Source organism: Streptomyces sp. JK94 (genome assembly GCF_053613315.1).
Window position 1 is genome coordinate 51,939 of the sequence record NZ_JBSICH010000045.1, and the last position, 17,209, is coordinate 69,147.

The 17,209-nt window shown below is 70.8% G+C and carries 18 protein-coding genes and 1 rRNA gene; 11 read left to right on the forward strand and 8 right to left on the reverse strand.

The genetic code is table 11. The features are described from left to right. Positions 1-777 carry a phosphate ABC transporter ATP-binding protein PstB gene (gene pstB / locus ACVV2G_RS30610; protein ID WP_053133394.1) on the forward strand — a complete coding sequence of 259 codons (777 nt, stop codon included), beginning with the start codon at positions 1-3 and terminating at the stop codon, positions 775-777. 196 nt (positions 778-973) lie between these two features. Here pstB and pitH read toward each other — a convergent pair whose 3' ends face one another. Together pitH and ACVV2G_RS30620 are read right to left on the reverse strand one after the other, a co-directional pair. After that, the gene (pitH, locus tag ACVV2G_RS30615; RefSeq protein ID WP_453846043.1) at positions 974-1,972 is read right to left on the reverse strand and encodes a low-affinity phosphate transporter PitH; all 999 of its coding nucleotides are present in this window, start codon (positions 1,970-1,972) and stop codon (positions 974-976) included. A 7-nt stretch (positions 1,973-1,979) separates the two neighbouring features. After that, complete coding sequence (locus tag ACVV2G_RS30620) at positions 1,980-2,600, reverse strand: DUF47 domain-containing protein (protein WP_453846044.1); 621 nt, start codon at positions 2,598-2,600, stop codon at positions 1,980-1,982. 248 nt (positions 2,601-2,848) lie between these two features. Between ACVV2G_RS30620 and ACVV2G_RS30625 the strand changes: the two genes are divergently transcribed. Beyond that, positions 2,849-3,274, forward strand: a complete 426-nt coding sequence (locus tag ACVV2G_RS30625; RefSeq protein WP_453846045.1) for a metal-sensitive transcriptional regulator — start codon at positions 2,849-2,851, stop codon at positions 3,272-3,274. Positions 3,275-3,349: 75 nt separating this feature from the next. Here ACVV2G_RS30625 and ACVV2G_RS30630 read toward each other — a convergent pair whose 3' ends face one another. Together ACVV2G_RS30630 and ACVV2G_RS30635 are read right to left on the reverse strand one after the other, a co-directional pair. Continuing rightward, positions 3,350-3,514, reverse strand: coding sequence for a hypothetical protein (locus tag ACVV2G_RS30630; protein WP_453846046.1), 165 nt, complete (start codon positions 3,512-3,514; stop codon positions 3,350-3,352). An 85-nt stretch (positions 3,515-3,599) separates the two neighbouring features. Further along, positions 3,600-4,496: an SCO4651 family lipoprotein gene (locus ACVV2G_RS30635; protein WP_453846047.1), complete on the reverse strand. Its 897-nt coding sequence runs from the start codon at positions 4,494-4,496 to the stop codon at positions 3,600-3,602. Positions 4,497-4,583: 87 nt separating this feature from the next. Here ACVV2G_RS30635 and ACVV2G_RS30640 point away from each other — a divergent pair, with 87 nt between their 5' ends. After that, the gene (locus tag ACVV2G_RS30640) at positions 4,584-4,754 is read left to right on the forward strand and encodes a hypothetical protein (protein ID WP_453846048.1); all 171 of its coding nucleotides are present in this window, start codon (positions 4,584-4,586) and stop codon (positions 4,752-4,754) included. Positions 4,755-4,835: 81 nt separating this feature from the next. Here ACVV2G_RS30640 and ACVV2G_RS30645 read toward each other — a convergent pair whose 3' ends face one another. Beyond that, positions 4,836-5,546 (reverse strand): phosphatase PAP2 family protein, encoded by a 711-nt coding sequence (locus ACVV2G_RS30645; protein ID WP_453846049.1) that lies wholly within the window; start codon positions 5,544-5,546, stop codon positions 4,836-4,838. Between the two features lie 239 nt (positions 5,547-5,785). Then, on the reverse strand, positions 5,786-6,730 hold the full coding sequence (locus tag ACVV2G_RS30650) for a C40 family peptidase (protein ID WP_453846061.1): 945 nt from the start codon (positions 6,728-6,730) through the stop codon (positions 5,786-5,788). 470 nt (positions 6,731-7,200) lie between these two features. Between ACVV2G_RS30650 and ACVV2G_RS30655 the strand changes: the two genes are divergently transcribed. The 6 genes from ACVV2G_RS30655 to ACVV2G_RS30680 all read left to right on the forward strand — a co-directional run bounded on the left by ACVV2G_RS30655 (position 7,201) and on the right by ACVV2G_RS30680 (position 14,437). Beyond that, complete coding sequence (locus ACVV2G_RS30655; RefSeq protein ID WP_031044159.1) at positions 7,201-7,509, forward strand: hypothetical protein; 309 nt, start codon at positions 7,201-7,203, stop codon at positions 7,507-7,509. A 174-nt stretch (positions 7,510-7,683) separates the two neighbouring features. Further along, positions 7,684-8,496 carry a DUF8175 domain-containg protein gene (locus tag ACVV2G_RS30660; protein WP_453846050.1) on the forward strand — a complete coding sequence of 271 codons (813 nt, stop codon included), beginning with the start codon at positions 7,684-7,686 and terminating at the stop codon, positions 8,494-8,496. Beyond that, positions 8,486-9,826 carry a hypothetical protein gene (locus tag ACVV2G_RS30665; protein ID WP_453846051.1) on the forward strand — a complete coding sequence of 447 codons (1,341 nt, stop codon included), beginning with the start codon at positions 8,486-8,488 and terminating at the stop codon, positions 9,824-9,826. Before ACVV2G_RS30660 ends, ACVV2G_RS30665 begins: the two co-directional genes overlap by 11 nt. Beyond that, positions 9,823-11,382, forward strand: coding sequence for an SCO6880 family protein (locus tag ACVV2G_RS30670; RefSeq protein ID WP_453846052.1), 1,560 nt, complete (start codon positions 9,823-9,825; stop codon positions 11,380-11,382). The genes ACVV2G_RS30665 and ACVV2G_RS30670 overlap by 4 nt, the downstream gene beginning before the upstream one ends. 12 nt (positions 11,383-11,394) lie before the next feature. Beyond that, positions 11,395-12,807, forward strand: coding sequence for an ATP-binding protein (locus ACVV2G_RS30675; protein ID WP_453846053.1), 1,413 nt, complete (start codon positions 11,395-11,397; stop codon positions 12,805-12,807). A gap of 22 nt (positions 12,808-12,829) precedes the next feature. Continuing rightward, positions 12,830-14,437 carry a type IV secretory system conjugative DNA transfer family protein gene (locus tag ACVV2G_RS30680; RefSeq protein WP_453846054.1) on the forward strand — a complete coding sequence of 536 codons (1,608 nt, stop codon included), beginning with the start codon at positions 12,830-12,832 and terminating at the stop codon, positions 14,435-14,437. Positions 14,438-14,456: 19 nt separating this feature from the next. Here ACVV2G_RS30680 and ACVV2G_RS30685 read toward each other — a convergent pair whose 3' ends face one another. Then, positions 14,457-15,020, reverse strand: a complete 564-nt coding sequence (locus ACVV2G_RS30685; RefSeq protein WP_453846055.1) for a GNAT family N-acetyltransferase — start codon at positions 15,018-15,020, stop codon at positions 14,457-14,459. Positions 15,021-15,115: 95 nt separating this feature from the next. On the opposite strand from ACVV2G_RS30685, the gene ACVV2G_RS30690 reads away from it, so the two are divergent. Both ACVV2G_RS30690 and ACVV2G_RS30695 read left to right on the forward strand, forming a co-directional pair. Then, on the forward strand, positions 15,116-16,381 hold the full coding sequence (locus ACVV2G_RS30690) for a sensor histidine kinase (protein WP_453846056.1): 1,266 nt from the start codon (positions 15,116-15,118) through the stop codon (positions 16,379-16,381). Beyond that, a complete protein-coding gene (locus ACVV2G_RS30695; RefSeq protein ID WP_453846057.1) occupies positions 16,378-17,058 on the forward strand; it encodes a response regulator in 681 nt (226 codons plus the stop codon). The genes ACVV2G_RS30690 and ACVV2G_RS30695 overlap by 4 nt, the downstream gene beginning before the upstream one ends. Before the next feature lie 77 nt (positions 17,059-17,135). Here ACVV2G_RS30695 and rrf read toward each other — a convergent pair. Then, positions 17,136-17,209, reverse strand: a 5S ribosomal RNA gene (gene rrf / locus ACVV2G_RS30700); the annotation flags it as partial.

Genomic DNA, 17,209 nt, shown 5'->3' on the forward strand with positions numbered 1-17,209 from the left:
ATGGCCAAGCGCATCGATGTCAGCGGCCTCAACGCCTACTACGGCTCCTTCCTGGCCATCGAGGACATCTCGATGACCGTCGAGCCCCGCTCCGTGACGGCCTTCATCGGCCCCTCCGGCTGCGGCAAGTCCACCTTCCTGCGCACGCTCAACCGCATGCACGAGGTCACGCCCGGCGGCCGCGTCGACGGCAAGGTCATGCTCGACGACGAGAACCTCTACGGCGCCGGCATCGACCCGGTGGCCGTGCGGCGCGAGGTCGGCATGGTCTTCCAGCGGCCGAACCCGTTCCCGACCATGTCGGTGTACGACAACGTCGCGGCCGGCCTGAAGCTCAACGGCAAGTTCAGGAAGTCGGAACTGGACGACGTCGTCGAGAAGTCCCTGCGCGGCGCCAACCTCTGGAACGAGGTGAAGGACCGCCTGAACAAGCCGGGCTCCGGCCTCTCCGGCGGCCAGCAGCAGCGCCTGTGCATCGCCCGCGCGATCGCGGTCGAGCCGAACGTCCTGCTCATGGACGAGCCCTGCTCCGCCCTGGACCCGATCTCCACCCTCGCCATCGAGGACCTGATCGGCGAGCTGAAGGAGCGCTTCACGATCGTCATCGTGACGCACAACATGCAGCAGGCGGCGCGCGTCTCGGACCGTACGGCGTTCTTCAACCTGGCGGCGGTCGGCCAGCCCGGCAAGCTGATCGAGATCGACGAGACGGAGCGCATCTTCTCCAACCCGTCGGTCCAGGCCACGGAGGACTACATCTCGGGCCGCTTCGGCTAGGCCCCACCCCGACCCCTCGCGGTGCTGCATGGCGGTGCCACCGCGAGGAGCACAAAGGGCCCGCCCCCGAATCCGGGGGCGGGCCCTGTCAGCTGCGGGCGGAAGCGAACGCACCCGGCACGGCCGCGGCTACGGCTACGGCTACGGCTACGGCTACGGCTACGGCTACGGCTACGGCTACGGCTACGGCTTACAGCTACAGGAACGCCAGGTTGACCAGCCAGAACGAGCACGCGGCCACCAGCGCGGCGGCCGGCATCGTGATGAACCACCCCAAGATGATGTTCTTCGCGACCCCCCACCGCACGGCGTTCACCCGCTTCGTGGCGCCCACACCCATGATCGCCGAGGTGATCACGTGCGTCGTGGAGATCGGCGCGTGGAAGAGGAACGCCGACCCGAACATGATCGAGGCCCCCGTCGTCTCCGCGGCGAAGCCCTGCGGCGGGTCCAGCTCGATGATCTTGCGGCCCAGGGTCCGCATGATCCGCCAGCCACCCGCGTACGTCCCGGCGGAGAGCATCAGCGCGCAGGCGATCTTCACCCACACCGGGATCGGGTCGCCGTAGTCCTCGACGTCGGCGATGACCAGGGCCATCACCACGATGCCCATCGTCTTCTGCGCGTCCTGCAGGCCGTGCCCCAGCGCCATGCCCGCCGCCGACACCGTCTGCGCGATACGGAAGCCCCGCTTCGCCTTGTGCGGGTTGGCCCGCCGGAACATCCACATGATCGCGGTCATCACCAGGTAACCGGCGAGGAGACCGACCACCGGCGACACGAACATCGGGATGACGACCTTGTCGACGACCCCGTCCCAGTACACGGTCGTGCTCCCGGCCAGCGCCGCTCCGACCATGCCGCCGAACAGCGCGTGCGAGGAGGACGAGGGCAGGCCGAAGTACCAGGTGATGAGGTTCCAGACGATGGCGCCCACCAGCGCCGCGAAGAGGATGCCCATCCCCTTCGAGCCCTCGGGGGTCTCGATCAGCCCCTCACTGACGGTCTTGGCGACGCCGGAGCCGAGGAACGCGCCGGCGAGGTTCATCACGGCGGCCATCGCGAGCGCCGCCCGGGGCGTCAGCGCACGCGTCGACACGGACGTGGCGATCGCGTTGGCCGAATCGTGGAAACCGTTGGTGTACGTGAAGAAGAGCGCGACCCCGATGGTCACGACCAGAGCAAACGTCTCCATGGAGGGGTCAGGACTCCTTGACCGCGATGGTCTCCACCGTGTTCGCCACGTGCTCGAAGGCGTCCGCCGCCTCTTCCAGAACGTCCACGATCTGCTTCAGCTTCAGCACCTCGATGGCCTCGTACGTGCCGTTGAAGAGGTGGGCGAGCAGCTTGCGGTGGACCTGGTCGGCCTGGTTCTCCAGCCGGTTGACCTCGATCCAGTACTCGGTGAGGTTGTCCATGGTCCGCAGGTTCGGCATGGCCTCGGCGGTCAGCTCGGCGGCCCGTGCCAGCACCTCGATCTGCTGGTCGACGCCCTTGGGCAGATCCTCGACGTTGTAGAGGACGACCAGGTCGACGGCCTCCTCCATGAAGTCCATGATGTCGTCGAGGGACGAGGCGAGGTTGTAGATGTCCTCGCGGTCGAAGGGCGTGATGAACGAGGAGTTCAGCTGGTGGAAGATCGCGTGCGTGGCGTCGTCACCTGCGTGTTCGGCGGCCCGCATACGCTCTGCGATCTCGGCCCGGGCGGATGCGTCCGCCCCGAGCAGTTCCATCAGGAGCTTGGAGCCCGTGACGATGTTGTCCGCGGAGGCGGCGAACATGTCGTAGAAGCTCGTCTCCCTGGGGGTCAGACGAAAGCGCACGTGGGGTCCTCGGGGTGCATCGGTTTCGGTCAGGCTGATGCTAGGCGCATCATCCGGCCACGGCTAACGGGCCGTCCTCCAGTGTCGCCCATCAGGCAGAGTGATGAGCAGGGGGGCGACGCCGGGGCCGCTGCCGGGGTTCCACGCAGGACCCGCTGCCCCGCAAAGTTCGTTACGATATACCCGCCAGGGGTATTTGTCCGCTATCCACCCGGTCCCGGCCCACTCTCTCCCCACAGGAGGACGCGATGACGACCACCGAGGCCGGCGCAGGCGCGCCCTCCCCCGCCGTGGACGCGGTGAAGACGAACGGGACAGACACAGCGAACGGGACGGATGCGACGGACGGGACGGACGGCGGCGCGGACGTCCTGACCGACCACGACCGCGGGGTGCACGGCTACCACCAGCAGAAGGCCGAGCACCTCAAGCGCCTGCGCCGCATCGAGGGCCAGATCCGCGGCCTGCAGCGGATGGTCGACGAGGACGTCTACTGCATCGACATACTCACCCAGGTCTCCGCCTCCACCAAGGCCCTGCAGTCCTTCGCGCTGCAACTCCTGGAGGAGCACCTGCGCCACTGCGTCGCCGACGCGGCCGTCAAGGGCGGCGCCGAGATCGACGCCAAGGTGGAGGAGGCGACGAAGGCGATCGGCCGGCTGCTGCGCACGTGACCCGGGTCCACCGGACACGCGGCCCGGGCCGCCGGGGCCCCGGCCTGCTCCTCCCGGCCGGTCCCGGCCCTTCCCCTACTGGTCGGCCCGCCGCTCCTCGGCCACCCGCAGCACCTCGTCGATGCTCTCCAGGCTGAGCCGCTCCCGGGCGGCCGACGCCGCGATGATCAGCTCACCGCACAGCTCGATCTCGGCGAGGGCCACGTGGTCCTGAACTGCCGTACCGCCGACCGGAGCCACGCCGTCACCTCGTCTCTGCCGTCACCGGCTTCCTCGGCTTCCTAGAGTAGGGAGCGGCACACACAACGCGCATGGCACGGAAGGGCTAGTTCTTGCCGTCCGCCCCCTCGCCGGGCCCCCCGCCCGCCTCGCCCGGTCCCTCGGCGATCCGGCCGGCGTAGATGTCCCGCTCCTCGGGCAGCCGTACGCGGACGGCGGCGCCGAAATCGTAGAGCAGGGTCGTCGAGGCGACGGCCACGTCGGCCTCGTCCCGCCCGTTGGAGAAGCTGAAGCGGTGCCGGAGCTTGCGGATGCGTCCCTCGTCGTCGAGGTAGGCGTCGAACGGCACCTCCGCGGTGGCGAACCCCTCGGCCGCCGCGGCCAGCGCCTCCCGGTTGCCGTCGGACGCGCGCCGCGCCGCCCGCGCGAGATCGGCGGTGCCCCGGTAGTGCCGTACGGCGGTCCCCGCGACCTCCGTCCGCCCCACGTACGCCGCCTCCCGCGTTCCCCGCAGCACCTCGGCGGCGGCGAGGGGGTCCGTCGCCCCGCCGGTCACCAGATTGCCGTCGGACATCGAGGCGGTCTCCACCCGCACCCACTTGTCGTCGGGCACGCCGGCTCCCCGGTTCTTCATGTACAGGGCACCCGGCGCAAGCAGTTCGGTGATCGGCCGGTGCTCGCTCGTCCCCGCCGGGTCCTGGGGCAGCCGCACCTTCAGCCGCCCGCGCCGCCCCTCGAAGTCGTACACGCCCTCGCCCCGGATGGTCACCCGCGTCCCGCCGCTGGCCATCTCCATCGCGGTCCGCGTCTTGGCGCTCCCGGCGGCCACCAGCCGGTCGGCGGCCCGGTGCAGCACGGCGACCGGATCACCGGCGCCCGGGTCCGCGGTCCCCTGCCCGGAGCACGCGCTCGCGGCGAGGCACGCACAGATCAGGCCCCCGGCGAGTGCGGGGCCGCCGGCCCTCCCCACCCGCCTCTCCCGCGCCCTCTCCCACTCGACCATCGCCACCTGCCCCAGCCGTCACGCCCGTTCCGGACCCTCTGCCGTCCCGGTTAACGAGGGGTGGGCGACCCCGGTAACGTGGTCGGTGTGGCGCAGCAGGACGGTCTCGAAGCCCCCCAGGAAGTCCCGGAACACCTCACGACGACGGTCGAACAGGGCCCCTTCTGCCTGGCCCGCTGCACCTGCGGCTGGCGCGGCCCGGCCCGCAGAGCGAGAAGCCAGGCCCGCACGGACGCGCAGACCCACGCGTCGGCCTGACCTCCCTGCCGTACGGGCCCGGCGGCACGGACGGGCCCGGCGGCACGCGCTCCGGCGACACACACAACCCTGTGCGGAGCCCTAAGCGGCGAGATCCCGCTCCCCGGCCTCGGCATTCTCCTGGCGCGCCCCCGGGATCACGGCGCCCTGCCCGGCGGCTTCGCCTCGCCCCCGCGCGCTGACCAGCCACCCCGCCCGGGGCGACCGCTCGACGGCCCGGGTCAGCGGCGTCAGCAGGGCCATGGCGACCGGCGACAGCAGCAGCGCGACCGCCGTACCGAGGGCGAAGCCCCCGACGACGTCCGTCGGGTAGTGCACGCCCATGTAGACCCGGGCGAAACCGCCGAACACCGCGAGCACGATCGCGGCGATCCCGAACTTCCTGTCGGCGACGAACAACGCGACGGCGAGCGCCATCACGAGCGTCGCGTGATCGCTCACGAAGGAGAAGTCGTTCTTCCCCTCGATGAGCACCTCCAGCCCGTCATGGGTCTTGAACGGCCGGGGCCGCTCGACGAAGCCCCGTATCGGCACATTGACCAGCACCGCGACACCGGCCGCGAGCGGCGCCCACGCCAGGGCCGCCACGCCGGAGGCGGCGTCCTCGCCGCCCCGCCGCCGTACGGACCACCAGCACCACACCACCAGCAGCACGATCGCGAACAGCAGTCCGTACTCGCCCACGAACTCCATGACCCGGTCGAACCAGTGCGGTGCGTCCTTGGCCAGGCCGTTGATGTCGTAGAGCAGCTCGACGTCGGGGTTCGACCCGGATTCGGCGAGTCCAGCCATGGTGCTGCGGCCCCTATCGTCATGTCGTCCGGCGCGCCGTTGCGCACGCCTCTTCCGCCACCCCCGTGGTCGTAGATCCGCCGGCTCCGTCCGTCGCCGCACACCTACACGTCAACAGGAACGCACGGACTCCGCAGTTACGTTCCACGCTCCACTGAATGATCACGCAGACGTTATCGAAGAGAGATACGTCGTCGCAGCTCAGGGCTGGGGTTCACGCTGCGTCCAAACCATGGCATTCACACCGTGGTGGGCAGCGCTTTCGCGCCATCCTCGGTGACCCGGGTGGCACCGAAGTAGTCCGGGGTGTCGATCCGGTCGAACCGGATCACCGCCCCCGTCCGCGGCGCGTTGATCATGTACCCGCCGCCGACGTACATCCCCACGTGCCGGATGGCCCGGGAGTTGGTGAGATCATCGGAGAAGAACACCAGGTCACCGGGGAGCAACTCGTCCCGGCTCGGATGCGGCCCCGCGTTGTACTGGTCGTTCGCGACCCGGGGCAGCGTGATCCCCACACTCTCGTACGCCGCCTTGGTCAGCCCCGAGCAGTCGAAACGCCCACCCTGCTCGGCCGTCCCGTTCCCGCCCCACAGATAGAGCGTGCCGAGCTTCTCCTGCGCGTAGGCGATGGCCCCGGCGGCCTGCTCGGAGGGGTCGACCCGCGTCTCGGGCGCGGCGAAGCTCTTCTCCAGGGTCGTGATCACCTTGACGTAGTTCTGCGTCTCCTTGTACGGCGGGACACCCTGGTACTTGATCACCGCATAGGCCCCCGCGTTGTAGGAGGCCAGCATGTTCTCGGTCGGGTTGCCGGGCACGTCCTTCACGTACGACGCGAGGGAGCAGTCGTAGGAGGCCGCCGACGGGATGGCGTCGTTCGGGTCCCACACGTCCCGGTCGCCGTCGCCGTCCCCGTCGACCCCGTGGGCGGCCCACGTCCCGGGGATGAACTGCGCTATCCCCTGCGCCGCCGCGTGGCTCTGCGCCCTCGGGTTGAAGCCGCTCTCCTGGTAGAGCTGGGCGGCGAGCAGCGCGGGGTTGATGGCGGGGCAGAGATTGCCCCACTTCTGCACGAGCGGCTGGTACGCGGCGGGAACGGAGCCCTGGGCCAGCCTCTTCGACCCCCCGCCGGCGCCGCCCGCGAGGTCTCCGGCGACGAGGTAGACGCCCACGACGAGCAGCATCACGAACGACAGACCGGAGCCGACGACTACGGTCCCCGCGATCCACGCCTTACGCACCGTCAACCGCCCCTTGCCGTTCAGGAGTCGTGGCCGACGTCAGTGTAGAGGCCGCACCGCCGCGGCGGCTGTCACCGGGCGAACAGGAACACGCCTGTTCACCCGTCCACCCGTCAGATTCCGCCACCGAGGCGCGAAGAGGGCCTAACGACCGAACCGGGCGGCAGGTTTCGCTCCGGCCTCGTTGCCCGGCGTGACCTGCCGTGATACACAGAGTGACGATACGACACTTCGTGCCCCGTTTCACACCTGCTTGAGCGGCAGATGTGAGGCGGTGGCAAGCTATTCATACGAAATCCGCCAATCAATGACGCCAAGTCGACATCCGAAGGCGCCATTGTCGGCGACAATGAGGCCTGACCTCTGCACGTCCGCAGGGGGTGCGGAACTACCCGACAGGGGCGGTGACTTACATGCTCTTTGCGGCTGACGAGGGAGACATCAACACCATCATCGGGGGGATCGCTCCGGACTGGGGCCCCTTCGGCAGCCTGGGCAACGAGGCCAAGGTGATGATCGAGGTGGTGATGGCCGTCGCCATTCTGCTGTGCCTCGGCATCGCCATCTGGGGCGCGGCCAAGCAGCGCATCGGTGCCACGGCGCTGCGCGACACCTTCAGCGCGGAGCAGGGCAAGGGCCTCATCGTCGCGGGGCTGACGGGCGTGTTCATCATCGGCTCGCTCGGCACGCTCTTCACCATCGTGTACGGGATGGCCGTGTAGCCCGACGCGCATCGGTCCTCCCCGCCACCCTCCTCCACCCCACCCGCCCGTCGTGCCCACCGGCTGAGGTTGCGTCTCCCTGATGTCGAGTCACCACACCGCGCCCGCGCGGGAACCAGCACGGCTACCGTCGTACTCCTACGGCGGGCACGACGGCGAGGGGACGTACGCGGCATGAGTCTCGGAGACGACCACCAGTCCTCCGGCGGTTACGGCGGCACCGGCCACACGCGGACCCGGCTGCCCGAAGGGGACACCGACGGCTACGGCACTCCCCGGCGCGGCGGCCGCTCCTCCTCCAGGAGCCTGGTCACCGTGGTCGGCGTCGTCGTCCTCCTCATCGCCGCGATCGCCTTCGCGAACCGTGGAGGAGACGATTCCGCTTCCGCGGACGACACGGCCGCCGACAAGCCGAAGACATCGGCCACGGCGCCGACGGGAACCCGCCCGGTCCAGTCGGGCTTCGCCCGGGACGAACAGGGAGCACAGAGCGCGGCGGCGAACTACGCGGTGGCACTGGGCTCTGACGGCATGTTCGACAGGACCAGGCGGCATGAGATCGTGGAGGCCATCTCCGATCCTGGCTCGCTCGATCGCCTCCAGTCCGGTTTCGACGCGGACTACTCGGCGGCCTTGCTCAAGCGGATCGGTCTCAGCGAGGACGGCAAGGCCCCGTCGGGCGCCACCTTTGTCAACCGCACATTGCCAGCAGGCACCAAGGTGACGTCCTTCAGCGACAGTGCCGCCACCGTCGAAGTCTGGTGCAACGGACTCTTCGGTCTCACTGGCGAGAAAACAACCAATCCCGTCGCGAACAACTGGTTCACCGTGACCATGCAGCTGAACTGGAACGGGAGCGACTGGAAGGTCGTGGAGACCGCCCAGAAGACCGGCCCGACCCCCGTCCCAGGGGACAGTCCCGTCTCCGGGTCCGAAGAGATGAGCAAGGCGGTCCAGGAGTTCGGAGGCTTCACGTATGCCCGGTAACCAGCACCGTGCGCTCAAGCTCACCGGCGTGGTGGTCGCCACGCAGGCCCTTGCCGTCATGCTCGCCTCGCGTGCATTCGCAGAGCCCAGCCCAACACCGACAAAGACCGATGACCCGTGCTCGCTCATCGCGGGCCCCGCCAAGGACTACTGCGAAGACGGCGCGTCCGACGGTGGCAACGGCCGCAGTGGAACCCTCAACGACCCCACCTCCGCCCTCGACCCCCTCTCCTCCCTCGCCAAGGGCTGCGCCGACGCCGCCTCCTGGACCGTCGACAAGCTCAGTGCCGCCGTGCAGGACACCGCCAACGTCGACTTCACGAACCCGAAGTTCCTCCAGCAGTACGCCGTCGTCTTCGCCGCGTCGACGATCCTCACGCTCCTCCTGTGGCTCCTCGCCGTGGCGAAGCGTGCCGTGCGCGGCGTCCCCCTGACCACCGCGCTCTCCGAGGCCATCGGGTTCCTCTGGCTGACCGTGCTGGCGTCGGCGTTCACGCCGCTGATCCTCTACACGGTCGTCTCGGCCACCGACGGCGTCACGGAGGTCCTCGCCCAGGCGACCGGCGACCAGACGGACTCCTTCTTCGGCACGTTCTCCGGCGCCCTGGAGAAGGGGGAGGACATCGGCGGCGGCCCCATCATGCTGATCGTCGTCTCCCTCGTGTCGATCCTCGCCGCCGGCGTCCTGTGGCTGGAACTCGTCATCCGCGCCGCCCTGCTCTACGTCGGCGCCCTGCTCGGCACCGTCGTGTACGCCGGCCTGGTCGACAAGAACCTGTGGGGCCACGTCCGCCGCTGGGCGGGCATCATGATCGCCGTGATCCTGGTCAAGCCGGTCATCGTGATCGTGCTGGGCCTCGCCGGCGCCCTGTCCGCCGACGACGGCCCCGACGCCTTCTCCGCCGTCGTCTCCGGCCTCGCGATCATCCTGCTCGCCATCTTCGCGTCCGCGATGATCTACCGCTTCGTCCCCGGCTTCGGCGACGAGATCGCCGGCTCCCGCAACAACCGCATCATGCAGGGCGCCGAGGGCAAGGCCGCGGCCGTGATCAGCTCGCCGGCGAACCTGGTGGCCCAGGGCATCAGGACCCACAGCACCCGGCACAACGGCGACGCCGGAGGCGGACAGTCCTCGTCCTCCTCCGCGTCCCGCCCCTCGAACCCCGCCTCCGGCGGAGTCGCCGCGCACAGCTCCCGCGCCTCGAACGGCGGCGGCGGAACTGTCCCCTCCGCCGCACCCGCACCGCGCTCCGGCAGCCCGGTGAACACGCCCCACGCCAGCAACACCCGCAACAGCAGCACCAAGAGCACAGGAGGTGACGGGCGTTGACGACCGAGTCCCACGTGTCCCATCCGGTCACGCCCCGCCGCACGTATCTGATCGGCCGCGCCCGGCCGAACGCGATCGTCGGCCGCAACCGCGAGACCGGTGAGATCGCGCTGATCGTCGTCGGCGCGTTCCTCGGCATGATGTGCGGGCTCCTCGTCCCCGTCCTGACCCTGCGCATCGTGCTGCTCGTCGGCTTCCCCGTGCTCGCGCTGGCGGCCGTCTACGTGCCGTACAAGCACCGGACGTTCTACAAGTGGTTCGAGATCAACCGCAGCTACAAGCGGACGCTCCGCAACGGCACCACCTACCGCTCCGGCGCCATCGAGGCCGGCACCCGGCTCGACGGCCGGGAGGTCGAGGTCGGCTCGCCGCCCGGCATCGGCCGCATCACCTGGCTGGCCGCCCCCTTCGGGCCGGACGAGATCGCCGTCCTGCTGCACGCCGACCGCAAGACCGTCACCGCCGCGATCGAGATCGAGGGACCCGGCGTCGGCCTGCGCGACTCCGAGGACCAGGAAGCCCTGGTCGACCGCTTCGGCACCCTCCTCAAGCACGTGGCCAACGGCGACGGCTTCGTCACCCGCATCCAGATGCTCGCCCGTACCCTCCCGGCCGACCCCGACGCGCACGCCAAGGACGTCGCCCAGCGCGGCGACGACAGGGCGCTGCCGTGGCTGCAGCAGTCGTACGACCAGCTCCAGTCGATGGTGTCCACCAGCAGCGAGCAGCACCGCGCGTACCTCATCGCCTGCATGCACTACACCCGCGAGCTGGCGGCCGAGGCCAACGCCATGGCCCGCGCCGCCCGCCCGCAGAACGGGCGCAAGCTGGACCGGGACGCGGGTCTCGCGGTCGTGATGGCGCGCGAGCTGACCGACATCTGCTCCCGCCTCCAGGAGGCGGACATCCGCGTGCGCCAGCCGCTGGGCCAGGGCCGGCTCGCCTCCCTCATCCACGCCATGTACGACCCGGACCACCCCATCGACCACATCCAGGCGATGACCCGGCGCAACGCCTGGCCGGCCGAGCTGGACGCCATGGAGCCCACCTACCTCCAGGCCAAGACCCGGGAGTCCTCCACCCGCGCCCCCTGGTGCCACGCCACCGCCTGGGTCAAGGAGTGGCCGATGACCCCGGTCGGCGTGAACTTCCTGGCGCCGCTGCTCGTCCACACCCCGGACGTCATCCGGACGGTCGCCGTGACGATGGACCTCGAACCCACCGAGGTGGCCATCGAGCGCATGCTGACCGAGAAGACCAACGACGAGGCCGAGGCCTCCCGCGCCGCCAAGATGAACCGCACCGTCGACCCCCGGGACATCGCCGCCCACGGCCGCCTGGACCAGCGGGGTGAGGACCTCGCCAGCGGTGCGGCCGGCGTCAACCTGGTCGGCTACATCACCGTCTCCTCCCGCTCCCCCGAGGCGCTCGCCCGCGACAAGCGGACGATAAGGGCCTCGGCCGGAAAGTCGTACCTGAAACTGGAGTGGTGCGACCGTGAGCACCACCGCGCCTTCGTGAACACACTTCCGTTCGCCACCGGCATCCGAAGGTAGGGGCTGAGCCTGATGCGGGACCCGCTGACCGTCCTCACCGAAGCCTTCACGTCCTTCCTCTTCGGGAAGGTGGAGACGACCCGCCCCCCCGTCCGCACCTCGACGGGCCAGGCCCAGGCGGTCTACCTCCCCACGGCCGCGCCCGGCCTCGGCGACTCCGGCGTGATCATCGGCCGCGAGGTCTACTCCGGCAAGGGCTACATCTACGACCCGTTCCAGCTGTACGGCCAGCAGCTCCCCGCCCCCCACTGGCTGGTGCTCGGGGAGTCCGGCAACGGCAAGTCGGCGCTGGAGAAGACGTACGTCCTGCGTCAGCTCCGCTTCAAGGACCGCCAGGTCGTCGTCCTGGACGCCCAGGGCGAGGACGGTGTCGGCGAGTGGAACCTGATCGCCGAGGAGCTGGGCATAACTCCCATCCGGCTGGACCCGATGGCCGCCCTGAACCACGGCATCCGGCTCAACCCCCTGGACCCGGCGATCACGACGACCGGGCAGCTGGCCCTGCTCCGCACGATCATCGAGGTCGCGATGGGACACGGCCTCGACGAGCGCTCGGGCTTCGCACTCAAGGTCGCACACGCCTACGTCAACGAGACGATCGTCGAACGCCAGCCGGTCCTCACCGACATCGTCGAGCAGCTCCGCCACCCCGAGCCGGAGTCGGCCGAGGCGATGAACGTCGCCATAGACGACGTACGGGCGTGGGGCCTGGACGTGGCACTGGTCCTCGACCGACTCGTCGACGGCGACCTGCGGGGCATGTTCGACGGCCCGACCACGGTCGGCATCGACCTCGACGCCCCCCTCATCGTCTTCGACCTGTCCCACATCGACCGCAACTCCATCGCCATGCCGATCCTCATGGCGATCGTCGGCGTGTGGCTGGAGCACACCTGGATCCGCCCCGACCGGAAGAAGCGCATCTTCCTGGTCGAGGAGGCCTGGCACATCATCAACAGCCCGTTCGTGGCGCAGCTGTTCCAGCGGCTGCTGAAGTTCGGGCGCCGACTGGGACTGTCGTTCGTGGCGGTGGTGCACCACCTGTCGGACGTCGTCGACGGGGCGGCGGCCAGAGAGGCCGCGGCCATCCTGAAGATGGCCTCCACCCGGACCATCTACGCCCAGAAGGCCGACGAGGCGCGGGCCACGGGACGCGTCCTCGGCCTGCCCCGCTGGGCGGTGGAGATCATCCCCACCCTCACCCCCGGCATCGCGGTGTGGGACGTCAACGGCAACGTGCAGGTGGTCAAACACCTGATCACCGAGACCGAACGCCCCCTGGTCTTCACCGACCGCGCGATGACCGAGTCCTCCTCCGACTTCAACGACGACGCCCTGCGCGCCGCCGAACTGGAGGCCGAGGAACGGGCGGCGGCCTTCGTGGAACAGCACATCGGCGACCCGTCGGAAACAACGGTGGCGTAGGCGGAGGGGAAGGTACGGACGGATGAGACCGGACGACCAGCGGCGGGACGGCCGGGACGGCGGCGTCCCGGACGGCCTGCTGCTCGGCCTGCTCGCCTTCCTCCTCGGCATGACGCTGCTGGTGTGGACGGCGACCGGCCTCGCCGCCCTGTTCGCCCACGGCTCCTGGCCCACGGGGGTCACGTTCGCCGGCACTCCCCTGGCCATGCGCCACCTCGTCGCCGAGCCCCACGACCTCCCCGGGGCCTGGCCGGACACCCCCGAGACGGCCCTGTCCGGGTACGGCCTGTTCTGGGGCCTGTTCATCGGGCAGCTGATGGTGCTGGTCGTCCTGGCCGTGTTCGTGATGGGCACGGTGGCCCGGTGGCGCGCGGTACGGCGACGGCGGCGCGCGGAGGCGAGGGCGGCGGCTGCCCGGGCGGAGGCGAGGGCGGCCACCGCACAGGAGCACTTTCCGGCGCGGGAGCCGGCCCGGGGACCGGCAGAGCAGGAGCAGCCGACCCGGGAACCGGCAGAGCAGGAGCCGCCCCGGGAGCCGGCAGCGCGGGAGCAGGCGACCCGGGAGCCGGAGCAGACGCACGTACAGACGCACGAGGTGCCGACCCCGAGGGCGCCGCAGCGGTCGGCGGCACCGGAGGCGTCGGCGGGCCTCCTGCCGTCCGTGGCCGGGGACAGGCCGCTGGGCGGATGGGAGGCACGCGGCTCCGAGGGCACGGTGCACTACGGCCCCCCGGACACCCGCCGCTCGACCGCCGCGAACGCCCTGCGCGACGCGGAGGGCGCCGTCCTCGTCATCACCTCCGACCCGGCCCTCTGGTCGGACACCAAGGACGCCCGCGCGAAGCTCGGCCCCTGCCACCTCTACGACCCGAGCCACCTCTGCGACACCCCGGCCCGCCTCCACTGGTCCCCCACCACCGGCTGTGAGGACCGGGGGACGGCCACGGCCCGAGCCGCCGCCCTGCTCACGCCGGTCCGCCCCACCGCCCGGCTCGACCAGGCGGTCGGCGACACCGCCGAGCTGCTCCTGCGCAGCTACCTCCACGCCGCCGCCGTCGACGGCCGCACCGTCCGCCACGTCCACCGCTGGGCCCAGGGCCTCCAGGTCCAGGACGCCGTACGCATCCTCCGCACCCACCCCAAAGCCGCGGCCGGTGCCGCGGGGGAGCTGGAAGGCGCCCTCACCGCCCACCCCGAACGCCGGGACATGGCCCAGCAGCTGACCGGCCGGGCCCTGGCAGCCCTTTCGACGGTCAACATCCGCGAGGCCTGCACTCCCCATCGAACCGATGTCCTCGCCCTGGATTCTTTCGTGCACGAACAGGGAACCCTCTATGTGGTGGGTGAATCCATCGAGGACCCCCGGACGAGTCCCGGCGCGATGCCGCTGCTGACGGCGCTCGTCTCAAGCGTGGTCGAGCGCGGCCGGCGCGTGGCCGAACGGTCATCCTCCGGTCGCCTCGACCCACCACTCACCCTCGTCCTGGACGACGTCGCGGCCGTCGCCCCGCTCCCCCAGCTCCCGGAGCTGCTGGCCACCGGCGCGGACCGCGGCATGCCGACCCTGGCCCTGCTCCGCTCCCGCGAACAGGGCCGGGCCCGCTGGCCCCACGACGAGCTGCCCGTGTAGGGCCGGCGGGCTTCCCCGGCTACCGCTCGCGTACGAGCTCCAGCTCGACCTCACCGGCTGCTCCGCCCACCAGCGGTACCGTCCGCCCGCTCGGCGCGAACCCCGCCTTCCGGTAGGCGCCCCGCGCCCGCCCGTTGTCCGGATGCACGATGAGCCGCACCCGCTCCAGGCCGCTCTCCCACGCCCACTCCAGCCCGGCGTCGAACAGCGCCTTGGTCAGCCCGCTCCCCCGCCACTCGGGCCGCACGAACACACCGACCACGTGCCCCTGCCGCCGCTCCACCGGCAACCCCGCCCAGTCCGTCGTGCCGGCCTCCTCCACCAGCACGGTCAGCGTGCCGAGCCACAGCCCTCCGGGCCCCTCGGCGACGATCTGCCGCGCCCCGGCCGCGCCCTCCGCACCCCCGGCCGCCCGTTCCCGCCAGAAGGAGTCCGGCCGGACCACGGCGTCGTCGTACGTCTCCAGATAGGCGAGGTGCGCGAGCGGGTCCCTCAGGGCACGCAGCCGCAGCTCCTTCACGGCGGGCCATTCGTCGGCGCGTGGGGAGCGGATCACGTAGTCACCGGGGACCGAGGCACTCATGCGGGCCACCGTAATACCCGGGTACTACCCCTCTCACCTGATATACGGCCCCCGGAAGGACGCCCTCGGCACCCGGCACCCCCGACCATGGCCGGATGGAGCCCGTGAAGCCCGCGCCGGAAGAACGCGCGGCCGAACCCCTCACCGAGTACGTCCAGCGCGTCACCCGGTGGGTCCGCGCCTTCGACCGCCGCCGACCGCTCGTGTGGGACCTGCTCTTCACCGGTTTCTGGGTCACGGCGGCCCTGATCGACTGCGTCGGCGGTGGCTGGCGCCACAACGCCCACAACCTCGACGTGCCGGGACGGCTCCTGCTCACCGTGAGCCTCGGCTGCTCGCTGGTCCTGCTCCGGCGGCGCACCTACCCCCGGGCCGCCCTCCTGGCCGTCGCGCCGTTCGTGCTCGTGAACGCCTGGACGGGCGCCGCCCTGCAGGCCTCCCTGCTGCAGCTCTTCCTCCTGTACCACATCGTCCTGCGCCGGCCGCTGCGTCACCTGTGGTGGGCGGCGGCCCTGATGACGGCCCCGACCTGCGTCTCCGTCGCCCGCTACGGGGAGGGCGCGAGCGCATGGCATCAGCAGATCGGCTCCCAGGTGCTGTCCGTCGGCGTCGTCGCCCTGCTCGCCGTCACCGTCCGCACGCGGCGCGACTACACCGAGGTCCGGGAGGACCGCGCCCGTCGCCTGGAGACCGAACGGGACCAGCAGATCCGGCTCGCCGCCGCCGGCGAACGCGCCCGCATAGCCCGCGAGATGCACGACATCATCGGGCACCACCTCTCCGTCATCACCGGCCTCGCCGACGGCGGACGCTACGCCGCCGCCAAGTCCCCCGAGCGTGCCGCCCGGGCCCTGGACGCCATCGCCACCACCAGCCGCCAGGCCCTCGGCGAACTGCGCCGCCTGCTCGACGTCCTGCGCGACGAGGAGACCGACGGCGTCCCGGCGGCCGAGCTGGCCCCGCAACCCGCCCTCACCGACCTCGACCAGCTCCTCGACGGCGTCCGCAAGGCCGGCCTCCCCGTCCGTACGGCCGTCCGGGGCCGGCCCGCGCTGCCCGAGGGACGTCAGCTGACGGTCTACCGGGTCGTCCAGGAAGCCCTCACCAACACCCTGAAGCACGCGGGCCCCGAGGCCACCGCCCACCTCGACGTCCGCTACGGGGCCCGCGGCGCCGTCACCCTCACCGTCACCGACACCGGCCACGGCGGGCCGGTCCCCGCCTCGCGCGACGGCCGCGGTCTACCCGGGATGCGCGAGCGGACATCCCTGTACGGCGGCACACTTGAGGCCGGCCCACGGCCACGCCCCGAGCGGGGCTGGCGCGTCCACCTGCACCTGCCGGAGGAGTCCCCGCAGTGACCACCGTCCTCATCGCCGACGACCAGCCCCTCCAGCGTTTCGGCTTCCGGATGCTCCTGGAGAGCCAGGACGACATGAGGGTCGCGGGCGAGGCGGCCGACGGCGCCGAAGCCGCCCGGATGACGGCCGGTCTCCGCCCCGACGTCGTGCTCATGGACGTCCGCATGCCGGGCCTGGACGGCATCGAGGCGACCCGCCGCATCGTCGCGGCGGGCGGCAGCACCAGGGTCCTCATCCTCACGACCTTCGACCTCGACGAGTACGCCTACGCCGGCCTGCGCGCCGGTGCTTCCGGCTTCCTTGTCAAAGACGCCCAGCCGGAGGAGCTGCTCTCCGGCATACGTGCGGTGGCCACGGGCGACGCGGTGGTCGCCCCGAGCCTCACCCGTCGCCTGCTCGACGCCTACGTCCAACACCTGCCGTCCGCCACCGCCCCGGACACCTCCCCCGATCCGCGCCTGGCCGCTCTCACCGACCGTGAGAGCGAGATCCTCAGGGCCATGGGCCGGGGCTGGACCAACACGGAGATGGCGGAGCGGTTCCATCTCGCCGAGTCGACGGTGAAGACCCACGTGGGCCGCATCCTCGCCAAGACCGGCTCCAGGGACCGCGTCCAGGCCGTGATCCTCGCGTACGACACGAAGCTGGTGAGGCCGGCGCGGAGAGAAGAAGGGTGAGGGAAGCAGGGCGAAAAACGAGGGTGAACGCAGAAAACCCCGCACCGTTCCCGGTGCGGGGTTTTCTCGCAATAATTGTTCGGCGGCGTCCTACTCTCCCACAGGGTCCCCCCTGCAGTACCATCGGCGCTGTAAGGCTTAGCTTCCGGGT